Here is an 18,845-nt window from a genome sequence, read left to right as displayed (position 1 = left end):
GCGGCGCGGCAGACGACGGTGCGTCGGATTTTGCACTGCATTCTGCATCGCTCGCGTGCCCCCGTGCCACTATTCAGCTTGCCAAGGGCGTATTAGCCTCCGCTGGATTCCAGCCGCGCCGATCTCGGCCAGCGCATCAAGCACGGCCAACGGGCCCCGACCGGGCTTGGGGTGATCGCCGATGAAGCATTGGATCCACTGGCTGCCGGGGCTCGACACGCTTCGTCGATATGAGGCTGCGTGGCTACCGCATGATGTCTTCGCCGGGATCGTCCTGGCGACAATGCTGGTCCCGGTCGGAATTGCCTACGCGGCGGCATCAGGCTTGCCTGGCATCTATGGTCTGTACGCAACGATCGTGCCGCTGCTGGTCTACGCGTTGTTCGGCCCAAGCCGTATCCTCGTCCTCGGTCCGGACTCTGCTCTGGCAGGGGTCATCCTCGGCGTTGTCGCTCCGTTGTCCGGCGGTGATCCGCTGCGGGCGGCGACGCTCGCCGGCATGATGGCGATCGTTTCGGGGGTGGTCTGCATTCTGGCGGGTGTCGCGCGCCTGGGCTTCGTGACCGAGCTTCTCTCCAAGCCGATACGCTACGGCTACATGAACGGAATCGCGTTGACCGTATTGATCAGCCAGCTGCCGAAGCTCATGGGCTTCTCGATTGAGAGCGAAGGACCGCTCCGCAGTTTGTTGGCGATCGGCAACGCAATCCATGAGGGACGGACAAACTGGGTCGCGTTCGGAATAGGGCTCGGCACGTTGATCGTGATCCTCCTTCTCAAGAACAACAAGCGTCTTCCAGGCATTCTGATCGCGGTCCTTGGCGCGACGGTTGTCGTCGGCGCGCTGGGTCTCGCAGCGCCTTATGACGTGAAAGTCCTGGGTCCGCTTCCTCAGGGGCTGCCGGGTTTCGTCGTTCCCTGGATCAGCTACGGCGACATCGCCCCTGTGCTGGTCGGCGGCTGCGCAATCGCGCTGATATCATTTGCGGACACCAGTGTGCTTTCACGGGCCTATGCCGCACGATTGGGGACGTGGGTCGATCCCAACCAGGAATTGGTGGGCCTTGGCGTTGCCAATTTGACGACCGGCTTTTTTCAGGGCTTCTCGATCAGCAGCAGCAGTTCGCGTACACCCGTTGCGGAAGCCGCCGGCGCGCGCACCCAACTCACCAGCGTCGTTGGCGCGCTTGCCATCGTCGTGCTCTTGCTGGCGGCGCCAAATCTCCTTCAGCATTTGCCGAGCGCAGCATTGGCCGCCGTAGTCATCACCTCGGCGATCGGCTTGATCGAGATCACTGACCTGAAACGAATCTATCGCATTCAGCGGTGGGAGTTCTGGTTGGCGATCGTTTGCTTTGTCGGTGTTGCCGTGCTCGGGGTGATTCCAGGAATAGGGCTGGCAATCGCAATCGCCATCGCCGAGTTTCTCTGGGACGGTTGGCGCCCGCATTCCGCCGTATTGGGGCGCGCCGACGGGGTCAAAGGTTATCACGACATCAAGAGATATCCGGGCGCACGCCGAATCCCCGGGCTGGTCCTGTTTCGATGGGATGCGCCGCTATTCTTTGCCAACGCCGAATTCTTCAAGGAACGCATTCGGGATGCCGTCGCAACATCGCCGACGCCCGTACGCTGGCTGGTGGTTGCAGCAGAGCCGGTCACGAGCGTCGACGTCACAGCCTGCGACGTGGTCGCTGAACTCGACGAAACGCTGCACGCGCAGGGGATTGAGCTTTGCTTTGCCGAGCTCAAGGACCCCGTAAAGGACAAGCTGAAGCGATTTGGCTTGTTCGCGCAGCTTGGCGAGAAATACTTCTTTCCAACGATCGGAGTCGCAGTGTCTCGTTATCTCGAGATCAATGATGTGGCGTGGGACGACTGGGAGGACCAGGCCGAGGTTGGCACGGACGGGCCTCCGCGTTGAAGCGCCGAGGCCCGCCCCGTGGTGCGCTTATAGATTGCTCTCGGTGATCGCGGCATAGACCATGCTGCGCAGCTCGCGCCGGATCGGATAGGCGCTCGAGGGCAGCACCTGCGTCATGAAGATCGTGATCAGCTCCTCGGCCGGATCGATCCAGAACGAGGTCGTCGCAGCGCCGCCCCAATTATATTCGCCGGGGCTTCCGGCGATCAGCGTCTCTGCCGGCCGCATGGTCACGGCGAAGCCGAGGCCGAAACCGATGCCATTGTAGGTCGCCTCGCTGAACAGCGAGCGGGACACGTCGGGCAGAGTGCGGCCATCGGGAATGTGGTTGGTCGTCATCAACGCCAGCGTCTTCGGCCCGATCAGCCTGACGCCACCGAGTTCGCCGCCATTGATCAGCGCACGGCAGAAGGTGAGATAGTCGGCAGCCGTCGAGCACAGACCGCCGCCGCCGGAGATGAAATCTGGCGGCGACAGGAACGAACTCGTCATCGGGTCGTCCTGGAGCGTCAAACCCTGGCGGCGCTGGCCGGCATGGAAGGTCATGCCGCCCTGCGGATCAGCGGAGTAGCAGGCCGCGAAGCGATGCGCCTTGGAGGCCGGCACGTGGAAATCGGTGTCGGTCATGCCGAGCGGATCGAGGATGCGCTGCTTCAAGAACTGCTCGAAAGGCACGCCCGAGATCTTGCCGATGAGATAGCCGATCACGTCGGTGGAGACGGAGTAGTTCCAGGCGTCTCCGGGCGAGAACTCCAGCGGCATCTTGGTCAGCCCGTCGATCATGGTCTGCAGCGTGCCGGCCTTCTCGACCTCGCCGATCTTCTGCTCGCGATAGGCGGCATCGACATTGGAGCGCTGCTGGAAGCCGTAGGTCAGTCCCGAGGTATGCCGCAGGAGGTCGACAATCTGCATTGGCCGTGACGGCGGCCGCGTCAGAAACGCAGGGTTGGTGCCGGCAACGAAGACGCCGAGGTCCTTCCACTCCGGAATGTATTTGGCGACGGGCTCATCGATCGCGACGAGGCCTTCCTCGACCAGCATCATGAAGGCGACGCTGGTGAGCGGCTTGGTCATGGAATAGATGCGGTAGATGGTGTCGTCCTTGACCGGCACTTCGCGCTCGACGTCGGCAAGTCCAAGCATCGAACGGTGGGCGATCTTGCCGCGGCGGTAGACCAGCAGCTGCGTTCCGGGGAAACGGCCGGCATCGACATACCGGTTCTTCAGATGCGCATCGACGCGGTCGAGCGCGGCCTTGGACATGCCGACGGATTCAGGTGAGGCGGGGGTGGGGGCGAGCATCGGGAACGTTCCTCCGGAGTGTTCTTGTGAGGAGGTGATAGCCGAAATGAGGACCCCATTCCAAGCCGGTCGCGCTTAACGCCGGCTGCCCGGCTGGTGTAGGCTCCGCAGCGAAACGCCGTCAGGCCAAACAACAGAAAATCGGACAGCGGGAAAGAGAAATGACCCAGTTCAACGAGACCGAACTTACCGAGGCCGTCGCCAAGAGCTTCGACAATACGCCCAATCCGCGTGCAAGGTTCCTGCTCCAGGAATTGGTGAAGTCGCTGCACGATTACGTGAGCAAGACCGGCCTCACCTTCGAGGAATGGGACTATGCGATCGATTTCCTGACCCGCACCGGCCAGAAGTGCACCGACACCCGCCAGGAGTTCATCCTGCTTTCCGACGTGCTCGGCGTCTCCATGCTGGTCGATGCGGTGAACCACCGCGACCGCGACGGCGCCACCGAAACGACGGTGCTCGGTCCCTTCTATGTCGGCGAGCACAAGGTGACCGCGCATGGCACCGACATCTCGCCGCGCAATCTGACTGGCGAGAAGATGTTCGTGCAGAGCCGCGTCACGGATCTCGGCGGCAAGCCACTTGCGAACGTTCCCGTCGACGTCTGGCACGCCGATGACGACGGCTTGTACGATTCCCAGAAGCCGAACTACGACGAGATCGGCGCCTCGGCGCGGGCGCGTTTCGTCACCGATTCCGATGGCTGCTTCTTCTTCCGCACCATTCTGCCCTGCAGCTATCCGATCCCGACCGACGGCCCGGTCGGCGAGATGATCGTGCAGACCAACCGCCACCCGATGCGCCCTGCGCACGTGCACTTCCTTGTGAACGCCAAGGGCCATGAGCCCCTGATCACCCACGTCTTCATCGGCGGCGACAAATATCTCGATTCCGACGTGGTGTTCGGGGTCAAGGACGAGCTGATCGCCAAGGTCGAGAAACGCACCGATCCGGCGATGCCAGACGGCGGCAAGGCGGCCGGGCCGTGGCATCTGATGACCTATGAATTTCACCTCAAGCCGGGCAGCGGCTTGGCTCCCAAGCCGCTCGGGGTGAAGGCCGCGGAGCACGCCTGACGTCAAAATTTGGGCACTCGCTCATTTGTTGTGCGTCGCACAAGAAGTGAGCGAATCGTCATTCAAGAAATGGGCGCGCCGCGACTTTTTGATGCAATTATAGGCGCGCCCAATTATTGAGCAGATGAACTAATATATTGTTTTTACTTATATTTCAAAGCGCGAGAGAGCTGGCACAGGCCTTGAATGGTAGGCTCTGACGCCACCGACGCCGTCACTCGACATCAACATCAGCATCACGAACTCGCCGCCAGGGTGAAGCCTCGGAGCGCGCCTCCATGCGTGGGGGGCCGAGCCTGCAACGACGCAGCGGTGAGCCTAGAAGGGATTATCAATGACGACGAATCCGACGTGGATTTCAGACTGGCGCCCCGAAGATGAGGCGTTCTGGAATGCGACTGGCAAGACTATCGCGCGACGCAACCTGATCTGGTCGATCGTGGCCGAGCATATCGGCTTCTCGGTCTGGCTGATCTGGAGCATCGTCACCACCAAGCTGCCGCAGGCGGGCTTTCACTATACGACCGACCAGCTCTTCCAGCTTGTCGCCGTGCCGGGCCTGATCGGCGCCTTGATGCGCTTCCCCTACACCTTCGCCGTCACGACGTTCGGCGGCCGCAACTGGACCATCTTCAGCGCGGCGATCCTGTTCATCCCGACGATGTCGCTTGCCTATTTCGTGAGCCAGCCCGACACGCCGTTCTGGCTGATGCTGCTCGTTGCGTCGACCGCGGGCCTCGGTGGCGGCAATTTCGCCTCCAGTATGACCAACATCTCTTTCTTCTTCCCTGACCGGATGAAGGGATCCGCGCTGGGCCTCAATGCTGCCGGCGGCAATATCGGCGTCTCCAGCGTGCAGCTCCTGACCCCGATCCTGATGACGCTCGGCGTCATCAACCTGTTCCAGGCGACGCCCGTCGACGGCATCTTCCTGCAGAACGCCGGGCTGATGTGGGTGCTGCCGATCGCAATCGCCGTGTTCGGCGCCGTGTTCTTCATGAACAACCTGACCTCGGCCAAGTCGTCGGTGAAGAACCAGCTCGCGATCGTCAAGCGCAAGCACACCTGGATCATGGCCTATCTCTATATCGGGACCTTCGGCTCCTTCATCGGGTACTCGGCGGCGTTTCCGCTGCTGATCAAGACCCAGTTCCCGCAAGTCACGATCGCGATTGCGTTCCTGGGGCCGCTGGTCGGCTCGCTGTCGCGCCCGTTCGGCGGCTGGCTTGCCGACAAGGTCGGCGGCTCCATCATCACCTTCTGGAATTTCATCGCGATGGCGGCGGCGACGATCGGCGTGCTTTATTTCGTCGGCCAGAAAGATTTCCTCGGCTTCCTTTCGATGTTCCTGGTCCTGTTCGTCACGACGGGCATCGGCAACGGGTCGACCTACCGGATGATCCCCTCGATCTTCCGCGAGGAGAACCTGTTCAAGGTGCGCGGCAAGGGTGATGCGGCGCGCGCGCTCGCGCTGAAGACGGCGAGTATCGAGAGCGGTGCGGCAGTCGGTTTCATCGGCGCAGTCGGCGCGGTCGGCGGCTATCTGATCCCGAGCGGGTTCGGCAAGTCGATCGCGATGACCGGCGGACCGCAGCTCGCGCTCGCGATCTATCTCGCTTTCTACGCCTCCTGCCTCGGGCTGACCTGGTGGTTCTATCTGCGTCGCGGTCCGCAAGCCGAAGGCGCGCCGAGCCTCGCCGAAGCAAGAGTCTAGAGCATGATCCGGAAAAGTGTGCAGCGGTTTTCCCTCGCGACAAACGCTGAACGCGTTTGCCGCGGAGATCATGCTCCAACAATAGAGACTTGGTACGAATCTCGCTTCTCTCCGTACGCGGGAAGAAGTTTTGCCGGGCCTGAGGCCGCAGAATAGGAGACCAAAGTGAGTGAGCCGCTCGTCATCGTCGGTAACGGTATGGCCGCCGCGCGTCTGGTCGACGAACTCGCCAAGACTTCGCTCGGCCGTTACGCAGTCGCTGTGATCGGCGAAGAGCCGCGGCTCGCTTACAACCGCGTGCTGCTCTCATCCGTGCTTGCAGGCGAGACCGGCTCGCACGAGATCGAGCTCAGGCCCGCTGACTGGTGGCGCCAGCGCGGCGTCACCGTGCGCTACGGCTATCGCGTCACCGAGATCGACATCGGCCGGCGCGAGCTGAAGATCGCCGGTGAGGAGAGCATGGAATATTCCAAGCTCGTCCTCGCCACCGGCTCGACGCCGCTGCGGCTGAACGTGCCGGGCGCGGATCTCGCGGGCGTCCATACTTTTCGCGACAGCCGCGACGTCGATCTGCTTCTGACGCTCGCAGCAGCCAAGAAGCGCGTCGTCGTGGTCGGCGGCGGCCTGCTGGGGCTGGAGGCCGCCTACGGTCTTGCGAAGGCCGGTGCGCCGGTGACGCTGCTGCATCTGATGGATCGCCTGATGGAGCGCCAGCTCGATCTGCCGGCGGCTGAACTGCTCAAGGCGCTGGTCGAGCGCAAGGGCATCCATGTCGTTCTGAACGCGAGCACCAAGTGCATTCATGGCAACGGCCACGTCGAGGCGGTCGAGCTTGCCGATGGCAGCCGCATCGACGCCGATGCCGTGATCTTTGCGGCTGGCATCCGGCCGAACGTCGCGCTAGCGAAGGAGGCGGGGCTTGCCGTCAACCGCGGCATCGTCGTGAACGATTGCCTCCAGACCAGCGAGTCCGACATCTTCGCGCTCGGCGAATGCGCCGAGCATCGCGGCACCGCTTACGGGCTCGTCGAGCCGGCCTATGAGCAGGCACGCGTGCTGGCGCGGCATCTTGCCGGGAAGAGTGCCGCCTATCAGGGCAGCGTGGTCTCGACCAATCTGAAGGTGTCCGGCGTCAGCGTGTTCTCGGCGGGCGATTTCGTCGGCGGCGAGGGCAGCGAGAGCATCGTGCTCTCCGATCGCAGGCGCGGCACCTACAAGAAGCTGGTGATCGCTGACGGCAGGCTCACTGGCGCTGTGCTGATCGGCGATACCGTGGACGCGCTCTGGTATCTCGAACTGATCCGCAATCGCGAGACGGTCGCTGCGATCCGCACTGACATGATGTTCGGCCGCGCACTCGCGCTTCCGCCCAAAGCCGCCTGATGGATGCCGCCTGAATGACTGCGATCGATCCGACGCTCCGCACTGTCAGAACGACCTGCCCCTATTGCGGCGTCGGTTGCGGCGTGCTGGCTACGCCCGACGGCAACGGCGGAGCGGCGATCGCCGGCGACCCCGAGCATCCCGCTAATTTCGGCCGGCTGTGCTCCAAAGGCTCGGCGCTGGGCGAGACTGTCGGACTCGAAGGCCGTTTGCTCTATCCGATGATCCGCTGCAAAGGTGTGCTGGAACGTGTCGCCTGGAGCGACGCGCTCGACCATGTCGCCCATCGCATGCAGCACATCGTGGCGCGCGACGGCGCGGATGCGGTCGCTTTCTATCTCTCCGGTCAGTTGCTGACGGAGGACTACTATGTCGCCAACAAGCTGATGAAAGGCTTTGTCGGCACGGCGAATGTCGACACCAACTCGCGGCTCTGCATGTCGTCCTCGGTCGCCGGCCACCGCCGCGCCTTCGGTGCCGACACCGTGCCAGGCTGCTACGAGGATCTCGACCAGGCCGACCTGCTCGTGCTGGTTGGCTCCAATGCGGCGTGGTGCCATCCGATCCTGTTCCAGCGCATGCGCAGGAACAGGGAGGAGCGCGGCGCCCGCATCATCGTCATCGATCCGCGCCGCACCGATACGGCTGATGACATCGATCTGTTCCTGGGCGTCAAGCCTGGCACCGACACCGCGCTGTTCTCTGGCCTGTTCGTGCATCTTGCCGACAATGGCGCTCTCGACAAGGACTATATCGCGAACAACACGTCGGGCTTCGACGATGCGCTCGCGCGTGCGCGCAGCATCGCCGGCAGCATCACGGCTACGGCGCTCGCGACCGGCCTGTCCGAGCAGGACGTCGCTGCGTTCTTTGCGATGTTCCGCGCGACGGAGCGCGTCGTCACGTTGTACTCGCAAGGCGTCAATCAGTCGGCGCAGGGCACCGACAAGGTCAACGCTATACTGAACTGCCATCTCGCCACGGGCCGCATCGGCAAGCCAGGGGCCTCACCGTTCTCGCTCACGGGACAACCCAATGCGATGGGGGGCCGCGAGGTCGGCGGGCTCGCCAACCAGCTCGCCGCGCACATGATGTTCACGCCGCCCGAGATCGACCGCGTGCGGCGGTTCTGGAAGGCACCGCGCATCGCGACCCATGAGGGGCTCAAGGCGGTGCAGCTGTTCGAGGCGATCAATCGCGGTGAGGTCAAGGCGCTGTGGGTGATGGGCACCAATCCGGCGGTGTCGCTGCCGGATGCCGATCTGGTGCGCGAGGCACTGAAGAAGCTCGAGCTGTTCGTGGTCTCGGAGAACGTGCTCTCCAACGACACGGTCGGGGCGGGACCGCATGTGCTGTTGCCCGCGCTCGCATGGGGCGAGAAGTCGGGCACGGTGACCAATTCCGAGCGCCGTATCTCGCGGCAGCGTTCGTTCCTGCCGGCGCCGGGCGAGGCGCGGCCGGACTGGTGGATTCTGAGCGAGGTCGCAAAGCGCCTCGGCTTCGGCGAGGGCTTCAACTACAAATCGGCCGCCGCGATTTTCCGCGAGCATGCCGCGCTCTCGGCCTTCGAGAACGACGGCAGCCGGGATTTCGACATCGGTGCGCTGCAATCGGTGTCCGATGAGGCCTATGATGCGCTGGTGCCGCTGCAATGGCCGGCGCGCGAGGGGCAGGAGGGACCAGGCGCGCGCTTCTTTGCGGGCGGCGGCTTCTTCACCAATGACCGCAAGGGCCGTTTCGTTGCGCCGGAGGTGCCGGCGCTGCGCAGCGAGACCAATGCGGCGCGACCGCTGCGGCTCAACACCGGACGCATCCGCGACCAGTGGCACACCATGACCCGTACCGGCCTCAGCCAGCGGCTCGGGGCGCATCTGCCGGAGCCGTTCGTCGAGATTCACCCGGATGATGCCGGTAAATACGGCGTCGCCGACGACAGCTTTGCCCGCGTCACCACCGATTACGGCCAGTGCATCCTGAAAGTAGTGGTCAGCGAGCGCCAGCAGCGCGGCACGCTATTCGCGCCGATCCACTGGAGCGCGATGAACGCCTCGCACGGCCGCATCGGCGCGTTGGTGCAGTCGTTCAACGATCCGTTCTCGGGGCAGCCGGAAACCAAGGCGACCCCGGCTGCGATCGCCCCGTACGAATATGTTTTCCGTGGCTTTGTGCTGTCGCGAAAAGAACTCGCGCTGCCGCCGCATCTGTGGTGGGCGCGCGTCGCGATCAGCGGCGGCTACGGCTATCTCTTCGCCGACAACGCGGATCTGTCGCGCTGGCCGGCCTGGCTGCACGGAATCGCGAGCGAGGACGTTGCCGAGTACCGCGATTTCGGCGGCGGCGTCTATCGCGCGGCGTCCTTCGTCGGCGATCGCATCGAGGCCTGCCTGTTCATCGGCCCTGCCCATGATGCTGGCGACTGGGAGGTGGTGAAGAGCCTGTTCGCAGCAAATAGCGTCAGCGACGAACAGCGCCGCCTGTTGCTCTCCGGCAGGTCGACCGAAGGCGTCGCCTCGACCGGTCCCGTGGTCTGCGCCTGCTTCGGCGTCGGCCGAGCCACCATCTGCGACACCATCACCGCCGGCGCGCGCAGCGCGGCCGAGATCGGCGCAAAACTCAAGGCGGGCACCAATTGCGGCTCCTGCATTCCCGAGCTGAAGCGGCTGATTGCGGAGACGGGTGGGGCTGCGAAGGAAGCAAAGTTCGCGGGTGCTGCGAGCTAGCGCTACATGCTCCGGCGTCATCGCCCGGATCGCCGCATCGCGACATCAGGATGCTGCAACTCAGTGCCATTGCTGCCAGGACAAGCGCAGCAATCGACGGCCCCGACCTTGTGCCCTATGTTGCCACACGCTCCGCAAGCCCCAACAAAATGCCGCAACACGTGGAGAAAAACATGAACAAAAAACCTTTCGGCTACACCGGCGCCAGCGTTTCCGTGATCGGGCAGGGCACTTGGTATCTCGACCATGGCGACCGCAAGCGCGCGATTGCAGCGCTTCAGCGCGGGCTTGATCTCGGGATGACGCATATCGACACAGCCGAGATGTATGGCGATGCCGAACTCGTCATTGCCGATGCGATCGCCGGCCGCCGCGACGAGGTGTTCCTGGTCTCGAAAGTGCTGCCGAGCAATGCTTCGCGCCGCGGCACCATCACTGCCTGCGAGCGCTCGCTCAAGCGGCTGAAGACGGACCGGCTCGATTGCTATCTTTTGCACTGGCGCGGGTCCCATCCGCTCGAAGACACCGTGGCTGCGTTCGACGAACTGGTGAAGGCCGGCAAGATCAAATCCTGGGGCCTGTCCAACTTCGACGCCGACGATCTCGACGACATCCTCGACGTTGCCGGCGCAGGCAAGATCGCCTGCAATCAGGTCCTGTACCATCTCGAGGAGCGCGCGATCGAGCACGCGGTGATCCCATGGTGCGAGCGGCACGGTGTCGCGGTGGTGGCCTATTCGCCGTTCGGCCATGACGATTTTCCCGCAGCGACGAGCAAGGGCGGCGCCGTGCTCGCGCGCATCGCAGAAGCGCATAGCGCGACGCCGCGTCAGGTGGCCCTGAGCTTCCTCACCCGTGCAACTACGGTGTTCGCGATCCCGAAAGCGTCATCCGCCGAGCATGCTGGCGAAAATGCGGCAAGCGGCGATCTCGTGCTGACCAGGGACGACATCGCCGCGCTGGATGCGGCGTTTCCGCGCGGGAGCAAGCCGCGCAGCCTACCGATGCTGTAATGCAAAAAAGCGCTCCCTATTAACGGAGCGTTTACACGCGTGCCCATCAGCGCATATCGGCTTCCTGTTTTCGGGCGTTGTGAACGAGGCACATTGGCGTTTTTATAGGCTCACGAGATTCGCATTTTCCCGAGTTCCAGCCGTGACCCCGCCGCCCGCCGTAGCCGCAAGGCTCGACAGTATTTCCGTGCCTATGCCCGAGAAGAAGCAGGCCGCACGCCGCGCACCCGCGCGCGTCGACCATCCCTTCAAGGGCATTGCGCTGGTCCTGTTGTCGACCGTGTTCCTCGGCTGCTCCGATGTCACAGCGAAGTATCTTTCGACGAGCCTGCCGTCGATCGAGATCACCTGGATCCGCTTCCTGACCTTCGCGCTGATGTTCACGCCGGTGATGCTGCCGGCTTCGCCGCTCTATGCGATGCGTACCGAGCGGCTTGGTCTTCAGTTGATGCGCGGCGCGGCGTTGCTCGGCTCCTCGCTGTTCTTCATCACCGGCCTGCGTTTCCTCCCGATCGCCGAAGCTTCCGCCACAGGCTTCGTCTCGCCACTGTTCGTCACTGCGCTCTCGATCATCTTCCTGAGTGAGAAGGTCGGCCTGCGCCGCTGGCTCGCAACTGCGCTCGGTCTCGTCGGTGTCGCGATCATCCTCCGGCCGGGCTCGAGCGCGTTTCACGTTGCCGCGTTCTTCCCCATCGTCTCCGCGTTCTGCTGGGCCGCCGCGCTGATTCTGACGCGCATGATCAGCGGGCGGGAAGCCGTCCTCACCACGATGGCCTATTCCGCGCTCACGGGCGTCGCCCTCCTTAGTGCGATGGTGCCGTTCGTCTGGGTCACGCCGTCCTGGAGCGCCATCGGTCTTGGTATCTTCATCGGCATTGCTTCGACGGTCGGGCAGTGGATCATCGTGCTCGCCTATCGCTACGGCGATGCTTCGGTGCTGGCGCCGTTCTCCTACACGCAATTGCTGTGGGTCAGCATTCTGGGCTTCTTCATCTTCGGCGAGTTGCCCGACGTCTGGACGATCACGGGCGCCGCCTTCATCGTCGCGAGCGGACTCTATATCGCCCATCGCGAGCGTGTCCGCCGCGCCCAGCTTTTGGTGCGCGAAGAGCGGTCCCCGAACGCCTGACGCAATACCTCAGGCCTGGCTCCATGCTATCAACGGCTCCAACAAGAACGGGAGGAGCCGGATGCGGGCCGCAATTTTCAGGAACGGTGAGATTGTCGTCGACAGGATGGCGGAGCCGAAGCCGGGCCCTGGCCAGGTGCTGGTCAAGACGCTCGCCTGCGGCATCTGTGGTTCCGACTTGCATGCGCGGCAGCACGCCCATCGCATGGTTGAGATGGCCAGGAAGGTCGGGCGCACGCCGATGGACCTGTCGCGCGACGTCGTTTTCGGCCACGAGTTCTGCTGCGAGATCGTCGATTACGGTCCGAGTACCGAACGCAAGCTGAAGCCCGGCGCTCGCGTCTGCTCACTGCCGGCCCTGCTGACGCCGACGGGCATCCAGGGCATCGGCTATTCCAACGACAATATCGGCGGTTATGCCGAGGCGATGCTGCTCAGCGAAGCGCTGCTGCTCGAAGTGCCGAACGGCCTCGCCGCGGAGCACGCCGCGCTGACCGAGCCGCTCGCGGTCGGCGTCCATGCCGTCGCCAAGGCCAACGTGCGCGGCGGCGAGGTGCCGCTGGTCATCGGTTGCGGGCCAGTCGGGCTTGCGGTCATCGCGGCGCTGAAGATCAAGGGGCTGCACCCGATCGTCGCCGCCGATTATTCGCCGGCGCGGCGCGCACTTGCGGCAAAACTCGGCGCCGACATCGTCGTCGACCCCAGAGCGTCGCAGCCCTATGCGGCTTGGGCCGAGCACGCGCAGATGTCGGAGCAGGAGAAAGCCGCGCGGCCGCCGTTCCAGGCAATGCTGCCGGCGCTGAAGCCTGCACTGATCTTCGAATGCGTCGGCGTGCCGGGCCTGCTCCAGCAGGTGTTCGAAGGAGCCCCGCGCGATGCGCGCATCGTCGTGGTCGGCGTCTGCATGGAGAGCGACAAGAGCGAGCCGATGCTCGGCATCATGAAGGAGCTCAATGTCCAGTACGTCCTCGGCTACACGCCGGAGGAGTTCGCCTATTCGCTGCGGCTGATCGCGGAGGGGGAGGTGGACGCGGCGGCAATGGTGACGGCGACCGTCGGCATCGACGGCGTGGCAAAGGCGTTTGCCGACCTCGCCAATCCCGAGGCGCACACCAAGATCATCGTGGAGCCGTGGAGATAGAGGCAAGCTGACGTGCGGGACCATCGGGCTTCGCAGACCCAATGGCCTCGCCGTTGATCACGGCGCGGCGGTCGACGATCGCCTGATGGAATTGTGCCAGCACCAAGCCGAAGGCGGCGAGGTCGCCGTCCTCGATGGCGCCGTCCTCGTGGCAGACCAGCGTCTCGCGCAGGATGTCGTCGGCCGCGCGTTGCATGGCTGCGAGTTCATCGAGCGACGATGCGTCGCGCACGCTCACGATCGCGCCGAGCAGGCGGTCGCGGTGCAGCGTATTCAGCTTGCGCTCGTCCCGTCTCAGATAGTGACGCAGCCAGGCGGCCACCGAGCCGAGGCCGGAGAGGATCAGCACCGCGCCCCAGATGTAGTCGCTGTACTTGTCCATGAAGCTGCGCTCGTTGCTGTCGATATAGGCGGCAGCGCCGGGATGGGCCGGCAGCGCGGCGTCCTTGTCGGTGTCCGGCTTCTGGATGTGGCTGGCAGCCGGTAATTCCTTCGCAAGCGACGGCCGGATCGTGAACAGCTCGCGAGTGAAGGCTGCGACCGTGTCCTCAGACAGCGAGCTCGGCGCGACGATCAGGTGGTTGACGGCAATGGTGTCGATCTTGTCATCAGGTCGCTGCGGCGAGGAGCCGAACGCACCAGCGGGGATCTCCTCGGATTCATAGAGCGGATGCCGCTCGGCGATGGCGTCGGAGACGTCGACGCCAAGGAATTTTGGCTCGCCGCGCGCCCGCGCCGTTGCGGAGATCGTATCCGCGATCACCTTGGCATCGAGCGCACCGACCATCATGAAGGCGTCGAGCGTGGTGTCCTGCGTCATTTCGGAGATGTGGTCGGTGCCGAACTGCACCAACGTCACTTTCTGCGGATTGACGCCGGACTCCGCAAGGATGACGCGCAGCAGGATCACGTTGGCATCGCCGAGGCCGACAACACCGATGCGTCGTCCGCTGAGGCCCGCGATCTCCGTCACCTTGGACTTCGCCGCGCCCTTGCGGCCCGTCGGCGCCCACAACACCACGAAGTTCCGGCGCAGGATCGCCACCGAATTGGTGTCGGGCGGCATGTCGAGGTCGCCGCGCGCCACCGCAAGATCGGTCTTGCCGCCGCCGAGCAGATTGAGGCTTTGCAACGTGCCGTCGGTCTCGATCGGCGTGAGCCGCACCGCGCCGCCCTTCGCATCGAAGGTCCTGGCGAGGGCCTGTATCACCGTCTGGTCGTCGCTGCCGGGCGGGCCGACGGCGATGCGCAAGCTCGCCGGCTGCCAAGCCCAATAGGCAACAGCGAGAACCACCGTCACCGCCGAAAGGATGCTCGCAAGCAGCAGCCACGGGCCGGAGCGACTGCGGCGGCGAAGCAGCGTCTCGCTGGTCACGCTCAAATCGCTCGGCACGGGCATCTCGTGGTCCTCATCCCGAAGGCCGCTTCCCGGTCACCGCGGCCGGCGCCGTCAATATTTCGCGGGCACGTACATCTCCTCCGGAATCGGCCCGCGGTGATAATCGGGGTTGCGGACGCGCGGCGGCAGCGCCACCGGCATGCGCGCGACCTCCTGGTAGGGAATCTGGCTGAGCAGATGCGAGATACAATTGAGCCGTGCGCGTTTCTTGTCCACGGCATCGACGATCCACCACGGCGAATCCGGAAGATGAGTGCGCTCCAGCATCGTCTCCTTGGCCTTGGTGTAATGCTCCCAGCGGCTGCGCGCCTCGACATCCATGGGGCTCAATTTCCACTGCTTGAGCGGATCCTGGATGCGCATTGTGAAGCGGAACTGCTGCTCGTCATCCGTAATGGAGAACCAGTATTTGAGCAGGATGATGCCGGAGCGGATCAGCAGCCGCTCGAATTCGGGCACCGACTCGAAGAACTCCTCGTACTGTTCCTCGGTGCAGAAGCCCATCACGCGCTCCACGCCCGCGCGGTTGTACCAGCTGCGGTCGAACAGCACGATCTCGCCGCCGGCGGGCAGGTGCGTCACATAGCGTTGGAAATACCATTGCGTGCGTTCACGCTCGCTCGGCGCCGGCAGGGCTGCGACCCGGCAGACGCGGGGATTGAGGCGCTGGGTGATGCGCTTGATGACGCCGCCCTTGCCGGCGGAGTCGCGACCCTCGAACAGAATGACGACCTTCTTCTTCTCACTCTGCACCCAGTCCTGCAGCTTGATGAGCTCGCCCTGGAGGCGAAGCAGCTCTCTGAAATAAACCCTGCGGTCCATTGTGGGACCAGGGGTTTCGGTCTCGCTCAGGAGCTCGTCGAGACGGCTGTCGTCAAGCTCGAGCTCAAGCTCCTCGTCGAGGTCGTCGGCCATTTCCTGAATAATGCGGTCGCGCTTGGCGGCTTCAGAGGTGCGGTCGGCTGCGGTCATGGATCCTTCTCTCGGCTAGGGTGCCCGGGGAGGACCATCGGCGGGCTTTGTTGCGCCAATGTGACACTGGAGGCGTGCACGGGAGTTTGCCTCCGGGCGGATTGGGTCAGCGAGCCTGCCGTCACACGGGCAGCGCGATCGAATATTTTACCTGACTGAGCGCGAAGCTCGATTCGATCGAAGCGATGCCGTCGAGGCGGGTGAGCTTGTTCTTCAGGAAGGCCTCGTAGGATGAGAGATCGGCGGCGACGACGCGCAAGAGATAGTCGCGATTACCAGTCATCAGATAGCACTCCAAAACCTCCTCCCATTTCGAGATCGCGCGCGCAAAGCGGTTGAGGTCCTCTTCCTTCTGCCGTGCCAGCTTGATCGAGATGAAGACGCTGACGTGCAGCCCCAGCGCTTTCTGGTCGACGGTCGCGATATAGCGCGTGATGACACCGCGCTCCTCCAGGAGCTTGACCCGGCGATGGCAGGGCGAGACCGACAGCCCGACCTTGTCGGCGAGTTCCTGCATGGTCAGCCGGCTGTCGGTCTGGAGCAAGGAGAGAATCTTTCGGTCAATGGCATCGAGCTCGGGCATTGGGATGAAACCTGTATGGGATGGCTATCTGTTGGTAAAATATCCCAATTTTTGCAGGTATGGCGCGAAAAATTGAGAATTTTGCCTGCGCCCGCAGGCGTATCATGGGCGATTATCTTCCGGAGCATCGCCATGCCCGTCGATTCCGCCCGCCTCGACACGTTGTCCGCGCTCGCTGCCAAGGTGTTGTGGCTGTCGTCCTGGACCATCCATCACGCCAACCACATCCGCACCAACGCGGATGGTCTGAAGGTCGGCGGCCACCAGGCCTCGTCGGCCTCGCTCGCGACCATCATGTCGGCGCTGTATTTCCACGTGCTGCGGCCGGAGGATCGCGTCGCGGTGAAGCCGCATGCGAGCCCGGTGTTCCATGCGATCCAGTATCTGTTCGGCCGGCAGACCCGCGAGAAGCTGGAGAATTTCCGCGGCTTCAAGGGCGCGCAGTCCTATCCCTCGCGCACCAAGGACATCGACGACGTCGATTTCTCGACCGGCTCGGTCGGCCTCGGCGTCGCGCAAACGCTGTTCTCGTCACTGGTGCAAGACTACGTCAAGGCGCATGGCTGGATGAAGGACCGGCGCGAGGGGCGGATGATCGCGCTCGTTGGCGACGCCGAGATGGACGAGGGCAACATCTTCGAGGCGCTGGCCGAGGGATGGAAGCACGGCCTGCGCAACACCTGGTGGGTGGTCGATTACAACAGGCAGTCGCTCGACGCCGTCGTGCGCGAGGGGCTCTGGGAAAAGTTCGAGACCATGTTCCGCAATTTCGGCTGGGACGTGGTCATCGTGAAATACGGCCGGCTGATGCGCGAGGCTTTTGCCGAGCCCGGTGGTGAAGCGCTCAAAGCGTGGATCGACAACTGCCCGAACGCGCTCTATGCGGCGCTGTGCTTCCAGGGCGGCGCGGCATTCCGCAAGCACCTGCATGACGAGATCGGCGATCAGGGGCCGATTACGAAACTGATCGACCGCCGTAGCGATGACGAATTGCTGGCGCTGATGTCGAACCTTGGTGGCCACGACATGGCGAGCATGCTGGAGGCGTTTGAAGCGATCGATCACGATCGCCCGGTCTGCTTCATTGCCTATACCATCAAGGGCGTCGGCCTGCCGTTCCAGGGCCACAAGGACAACCATGCCGGCCTGATGACGGTCGCGCAGATGGAGAAGTTTCGCAGCACCCAGAACATCCGCCCCGGACATGAGTGGGACAGGTTCGAAGGCATGGCGCAGGATGCTGCCGGGCTCGAATCCTTCCTCGCGCGCGTGCCCTTCAACCTGGACGGCCGCCGGCTGACCGCACCCGTCGTCGAGGTACCCCCTCAACTCACCTTCAAGCCGTCGGCGCAGATGTCGACCCAGCAGGGTTTTGGGCTGGTACTGAACGAGATCGCGCGCAGCGACAGTGAGCTTGCAAAGCGCATCGTCACGACGTCGCCCGACGTTACCGTCTCGACTAATCTTGGTCCCTGGGTGAACCGGCGCGGCCTGTTTGCGCGCGCCGAGAAGGCGGATTTATTCCGCAGCGAGAAAATTCCATCGACTTTCAACTGGGACGCTTCCCCCAAGGGGCAGCATCTCGAGCTCGGCATCGCCGAGATGAACCTGTTCATCATGATGTCGGCCCTGGGGCTCTCGCACCAGATCAATGGCGAGCGGCTGCTGCCGGTCGGCACGCTCTACGATCCCTTCATCGAGCGCGGCCTCGATGCGCTGAACTACGCCTGCTATCAGGATGCGCGCTTCATGGTGGCGGCGACGCCTTCCGGCATCACGCTCGCGCCCGAAGGCGGTGCGCACCAGTCGATCGCAACGCCGCTGATTGGCATGGCGCAGGACGGGCTCGCCTCATTCGAGCCAGCCTTCGTCGATGAGCTCGCCGTGATCATGGGCTGGGGTTTTGACCACATGCAGCGCGAGGCGGGCGAGGGGGGCTCGGTCTACTTGCGCCTGTCGACGCGCACCATCGAGCAGGCGCAGCGGATCATGACGGGTGACCTCGCGCAGGGCATCACCGACGGCGCCTATTGGCTGCGCAAGCCGGGCCCCAATGCCGAAGGGCATCGACGAGGGCGCAACGCTCGTCGCCGGCGGCCCCGGCCTGCCCGAGGGCGTCAACAAAGGCTTCTACGTTCGCCCGACCATCTTCGCCGACGTCACCAGCGATATGACGATCGCGAAGGAGGAGATTTTTGGACCGGTGCTGACCATCATCGGCGCCAAGGACGAAGCCGATGCGGTGCAGATCGCCAACGACACGCCCTATGGTCTTGCGGGCTATGTCTCGGCCGACACGGTCGAGAACGCGAAGAAGGTCGCGCGCCAGATCCGCGCCGGCAACGTCAACCTCCAGGGCGTGCCCAACGATCGCTCCGCGCCGTTCGGCGGCTACAAGCAGTCCGGCAATGGCCGCGAGTGGGGCAAGTACGGTCTCGAGGATTTTCTCGAGGTGAAGGCGGTCGCCGGCTTCAACGCGGCGTAGG

12 protein-coding genes and 2 pseudogenes are annotated in these 18,845 nt (G+C 63.8%); 10 read left to right on the top strand and 4 right to left on the bottom strand.

Annotated elements, in window-relative coordinates; translation table 11 throughout:
* Positions 1–181 precede the first annotated feature (181 nt).
* The gene (locus tag Q3C01_RS06105; protein WP_458144432.1) at positions 182–1,924 is read left to right on the top strand and encodes a SulP family inorganic anion transporter; all 1,743 of its coding nucleotides are present in this window, start codon (positions 182–184) and stop codon (positions 1,922–1,924) included.
* Positions 1,925–1,951: 27 nt separating this feature from the next.
* On the opposite strand, the gene Q3C01_RS06100 is transcribed toward Q3C01_RS06105, so the two are convergent.
* Positions 1,952–3,226, bottom strand: coding sequence for a serine hydrolase domain-containing protein (locus tag Q3C01_RS06100; protein WP_458144431.1), 1,275 nt, complete (start codon positions 3,224–3,226; stop codon positions 1,952–1,954).
* 161 nt (positions 3,227–3,387) lie between these two features.
* Here Q3C01_RS06100 and Q3C01_RS06095 point away from each other — a divergent pair, with 161 nt between their 5' ends.
* The 7 genes from Q3C01_RS06095 to Q3C01_RS06065 all read left to right on the top strand — a co-directional run bounded on the left by Q3C01_RS06095 (position 3,388) and on the right by Q3C01_RS06065 (position 13,405).
* Positions 3,388–4,305: a dioxygenase family protein gene (locus Q3C01_RS06095; protein WP_458144430.1), complete on the top strand. Its 918-nt coding sequence runs from the start codon at positions 3,388–3,390 to the stop codon at positions 4,303–4,305.
* A 334-nt stretch (positions 4,306–4,639) separates the two neighbouring features.
* The gene (locus tag Q3C01_RS06090; protein WP_458144429.1) at positions 4,640–6,019 is read left to right on the top strand and encodes an MFS transporter; all 1,380 of its coding nucleotides are present in this window, start codon (positions 4,640–4,642) and stop codon (positions 6,017–6,019) included.
* 165 nt (positions 6,020–6,184) lie between these two features.
* Positions 6,185–7,402 (top strand): NAD(P)/FAD-dependent oxidoreductase, encoded by a 1,218-nt coding sequence (locus tag Q3C01_RS06085; protein WP_458144428.1) that lies wholly within the window; start codon positions 6,185–6,187, stop codon positions 7,400–7,402.
* 14 nt (positions 7,403–7,416) lie between these two features.
* Complete coding sequence (locus Q3C01_RS06080; protein ID WP_458144427.1) at positions 7,417–10,122, top strand: molybdopterin-dependent oxidoreductase; 2,706 nt, start codon at positions 7,417–7,419, stop codon at positions 10,120–10,122.
* Between the two features lie 173 nt (positions 10,123–10,295).
* Positions 10,296–11,135 carry an aldo/keto reductase gene (locus Q3C01_RS06075; RefSeq protein ID WP_458144426.1) on the top strand — a complete coding sequence of 280 codons (840 nt, stop codon included), beginning with the start codon at positions 10,296–10,298 and terminating at the stop codon, positions 11,133–11,135.
* 187 nt (positions 11,136–11,322) lie between these two features.
* A complete protein-coding gene (locus Q3C01_RS06070) occupies positions 11,323–12,264 on the top strand; it encodes a DMT family transporter (protein WP_458144472.1) in 942 nt (313 codons plus the stop codon).
* Between the two features lie 61 nt (positions 12,265–12,325).
* Complete coding sequence (locus Q3C01_RS06065) at positions 12,326–13,405, top strand: zinc-binding dehydrogenase (protein WP_458144425.1); 1,080 nt, start codon at positions 12,326–12,328, stop codon at positions 13,403–13,405.
* Here the strand turns inward: Q3C01_RS06065 and Q3C01_RS06060 are convergent.
* The 3 genes from Q3C01_RS06060 to Q3C01_RS06050 all read right to left on the bottom strand — a co-directional run bounded on the left by Q3C01_RS06060 (position 13,383) and on the right by Q3C01_RS06050 (position 16,359).
* Positions 13,383–14,804 carry a TAXI family TRAP transporter solute-binding subunit gene (locus tag Q3C01_RS06060; RefSeq protein ID WP_458144424.1) on the bottom strand — a complete coding sequence of 474 codons (1,422 nt, stop codon included), beginning with the start codon at positions 14,802–14,804 and terminating at the stop codon, positions 13,383–13,385. The genes Q3C01_RS06065 and Q3C01_RS06060 overlap by 23 nt on opposite strands.
* Before the next feature lie 51 nt (positions 14,805–14,855).
* Positions 14,856–15,776: a polyphosphate kinase 2 gene (gene ppk2, locus Q3C01_RS06055; RefSeq protein ID WP_458144423.1), complete on the bottom strand. Its 921-nt coding sequence runs from the start codon at positions 15,774–15,776 to the stop codon at positions 14,856–14,858.
* Between the two features lie 121 nt (positions 15,777–15,897).
* Positions 15,898–16,359, bottom strand: coding sequence for an Lrp/AsnC family transcriptional regulator (locus Q3C01_RS06050; RefSeq protein ID WP_458144422.1), 462 nt, complete (start codon positions 16,357–16,359; stop codon positions 15,898–15,900).
* 132 nt (positions 16,360–16,491) lie between these two features.
* Here Q3C01_RS06050 and Q3C01_RS06045 point away from each other — a divergent pair.
* Both Q3C01_RS06045 and Q3C01_RS06040 read left to right on the top strand, forming a co-directional pair.
* A pseudogene (locus Q3C01_RS06045) lies at positions 16,492–18,420 on the top strand (transketolase); the annotation flags it as partial.
* A pseudogene (locus tag Q3C01_RS06040) lies at positions 18,404–18,844 on the top strand (aldehyde dehydrogenase family protein); the annotation flags it as partial. The pseudogenes Q3C01_RS06045 and Q3C01_RS06040, both read left to right, overlap by 17 nt.
* Position 18,845 lies beyond the last annotated feature (1 nt).

The organism is Bradyrhizobium sp. UFLA05-109, assembly GCF_054185165.1.
Note: the sequence above shows the minus strand (reverse complement) of the source record. Positions and strands in the feature narration are given on the sequence as shown.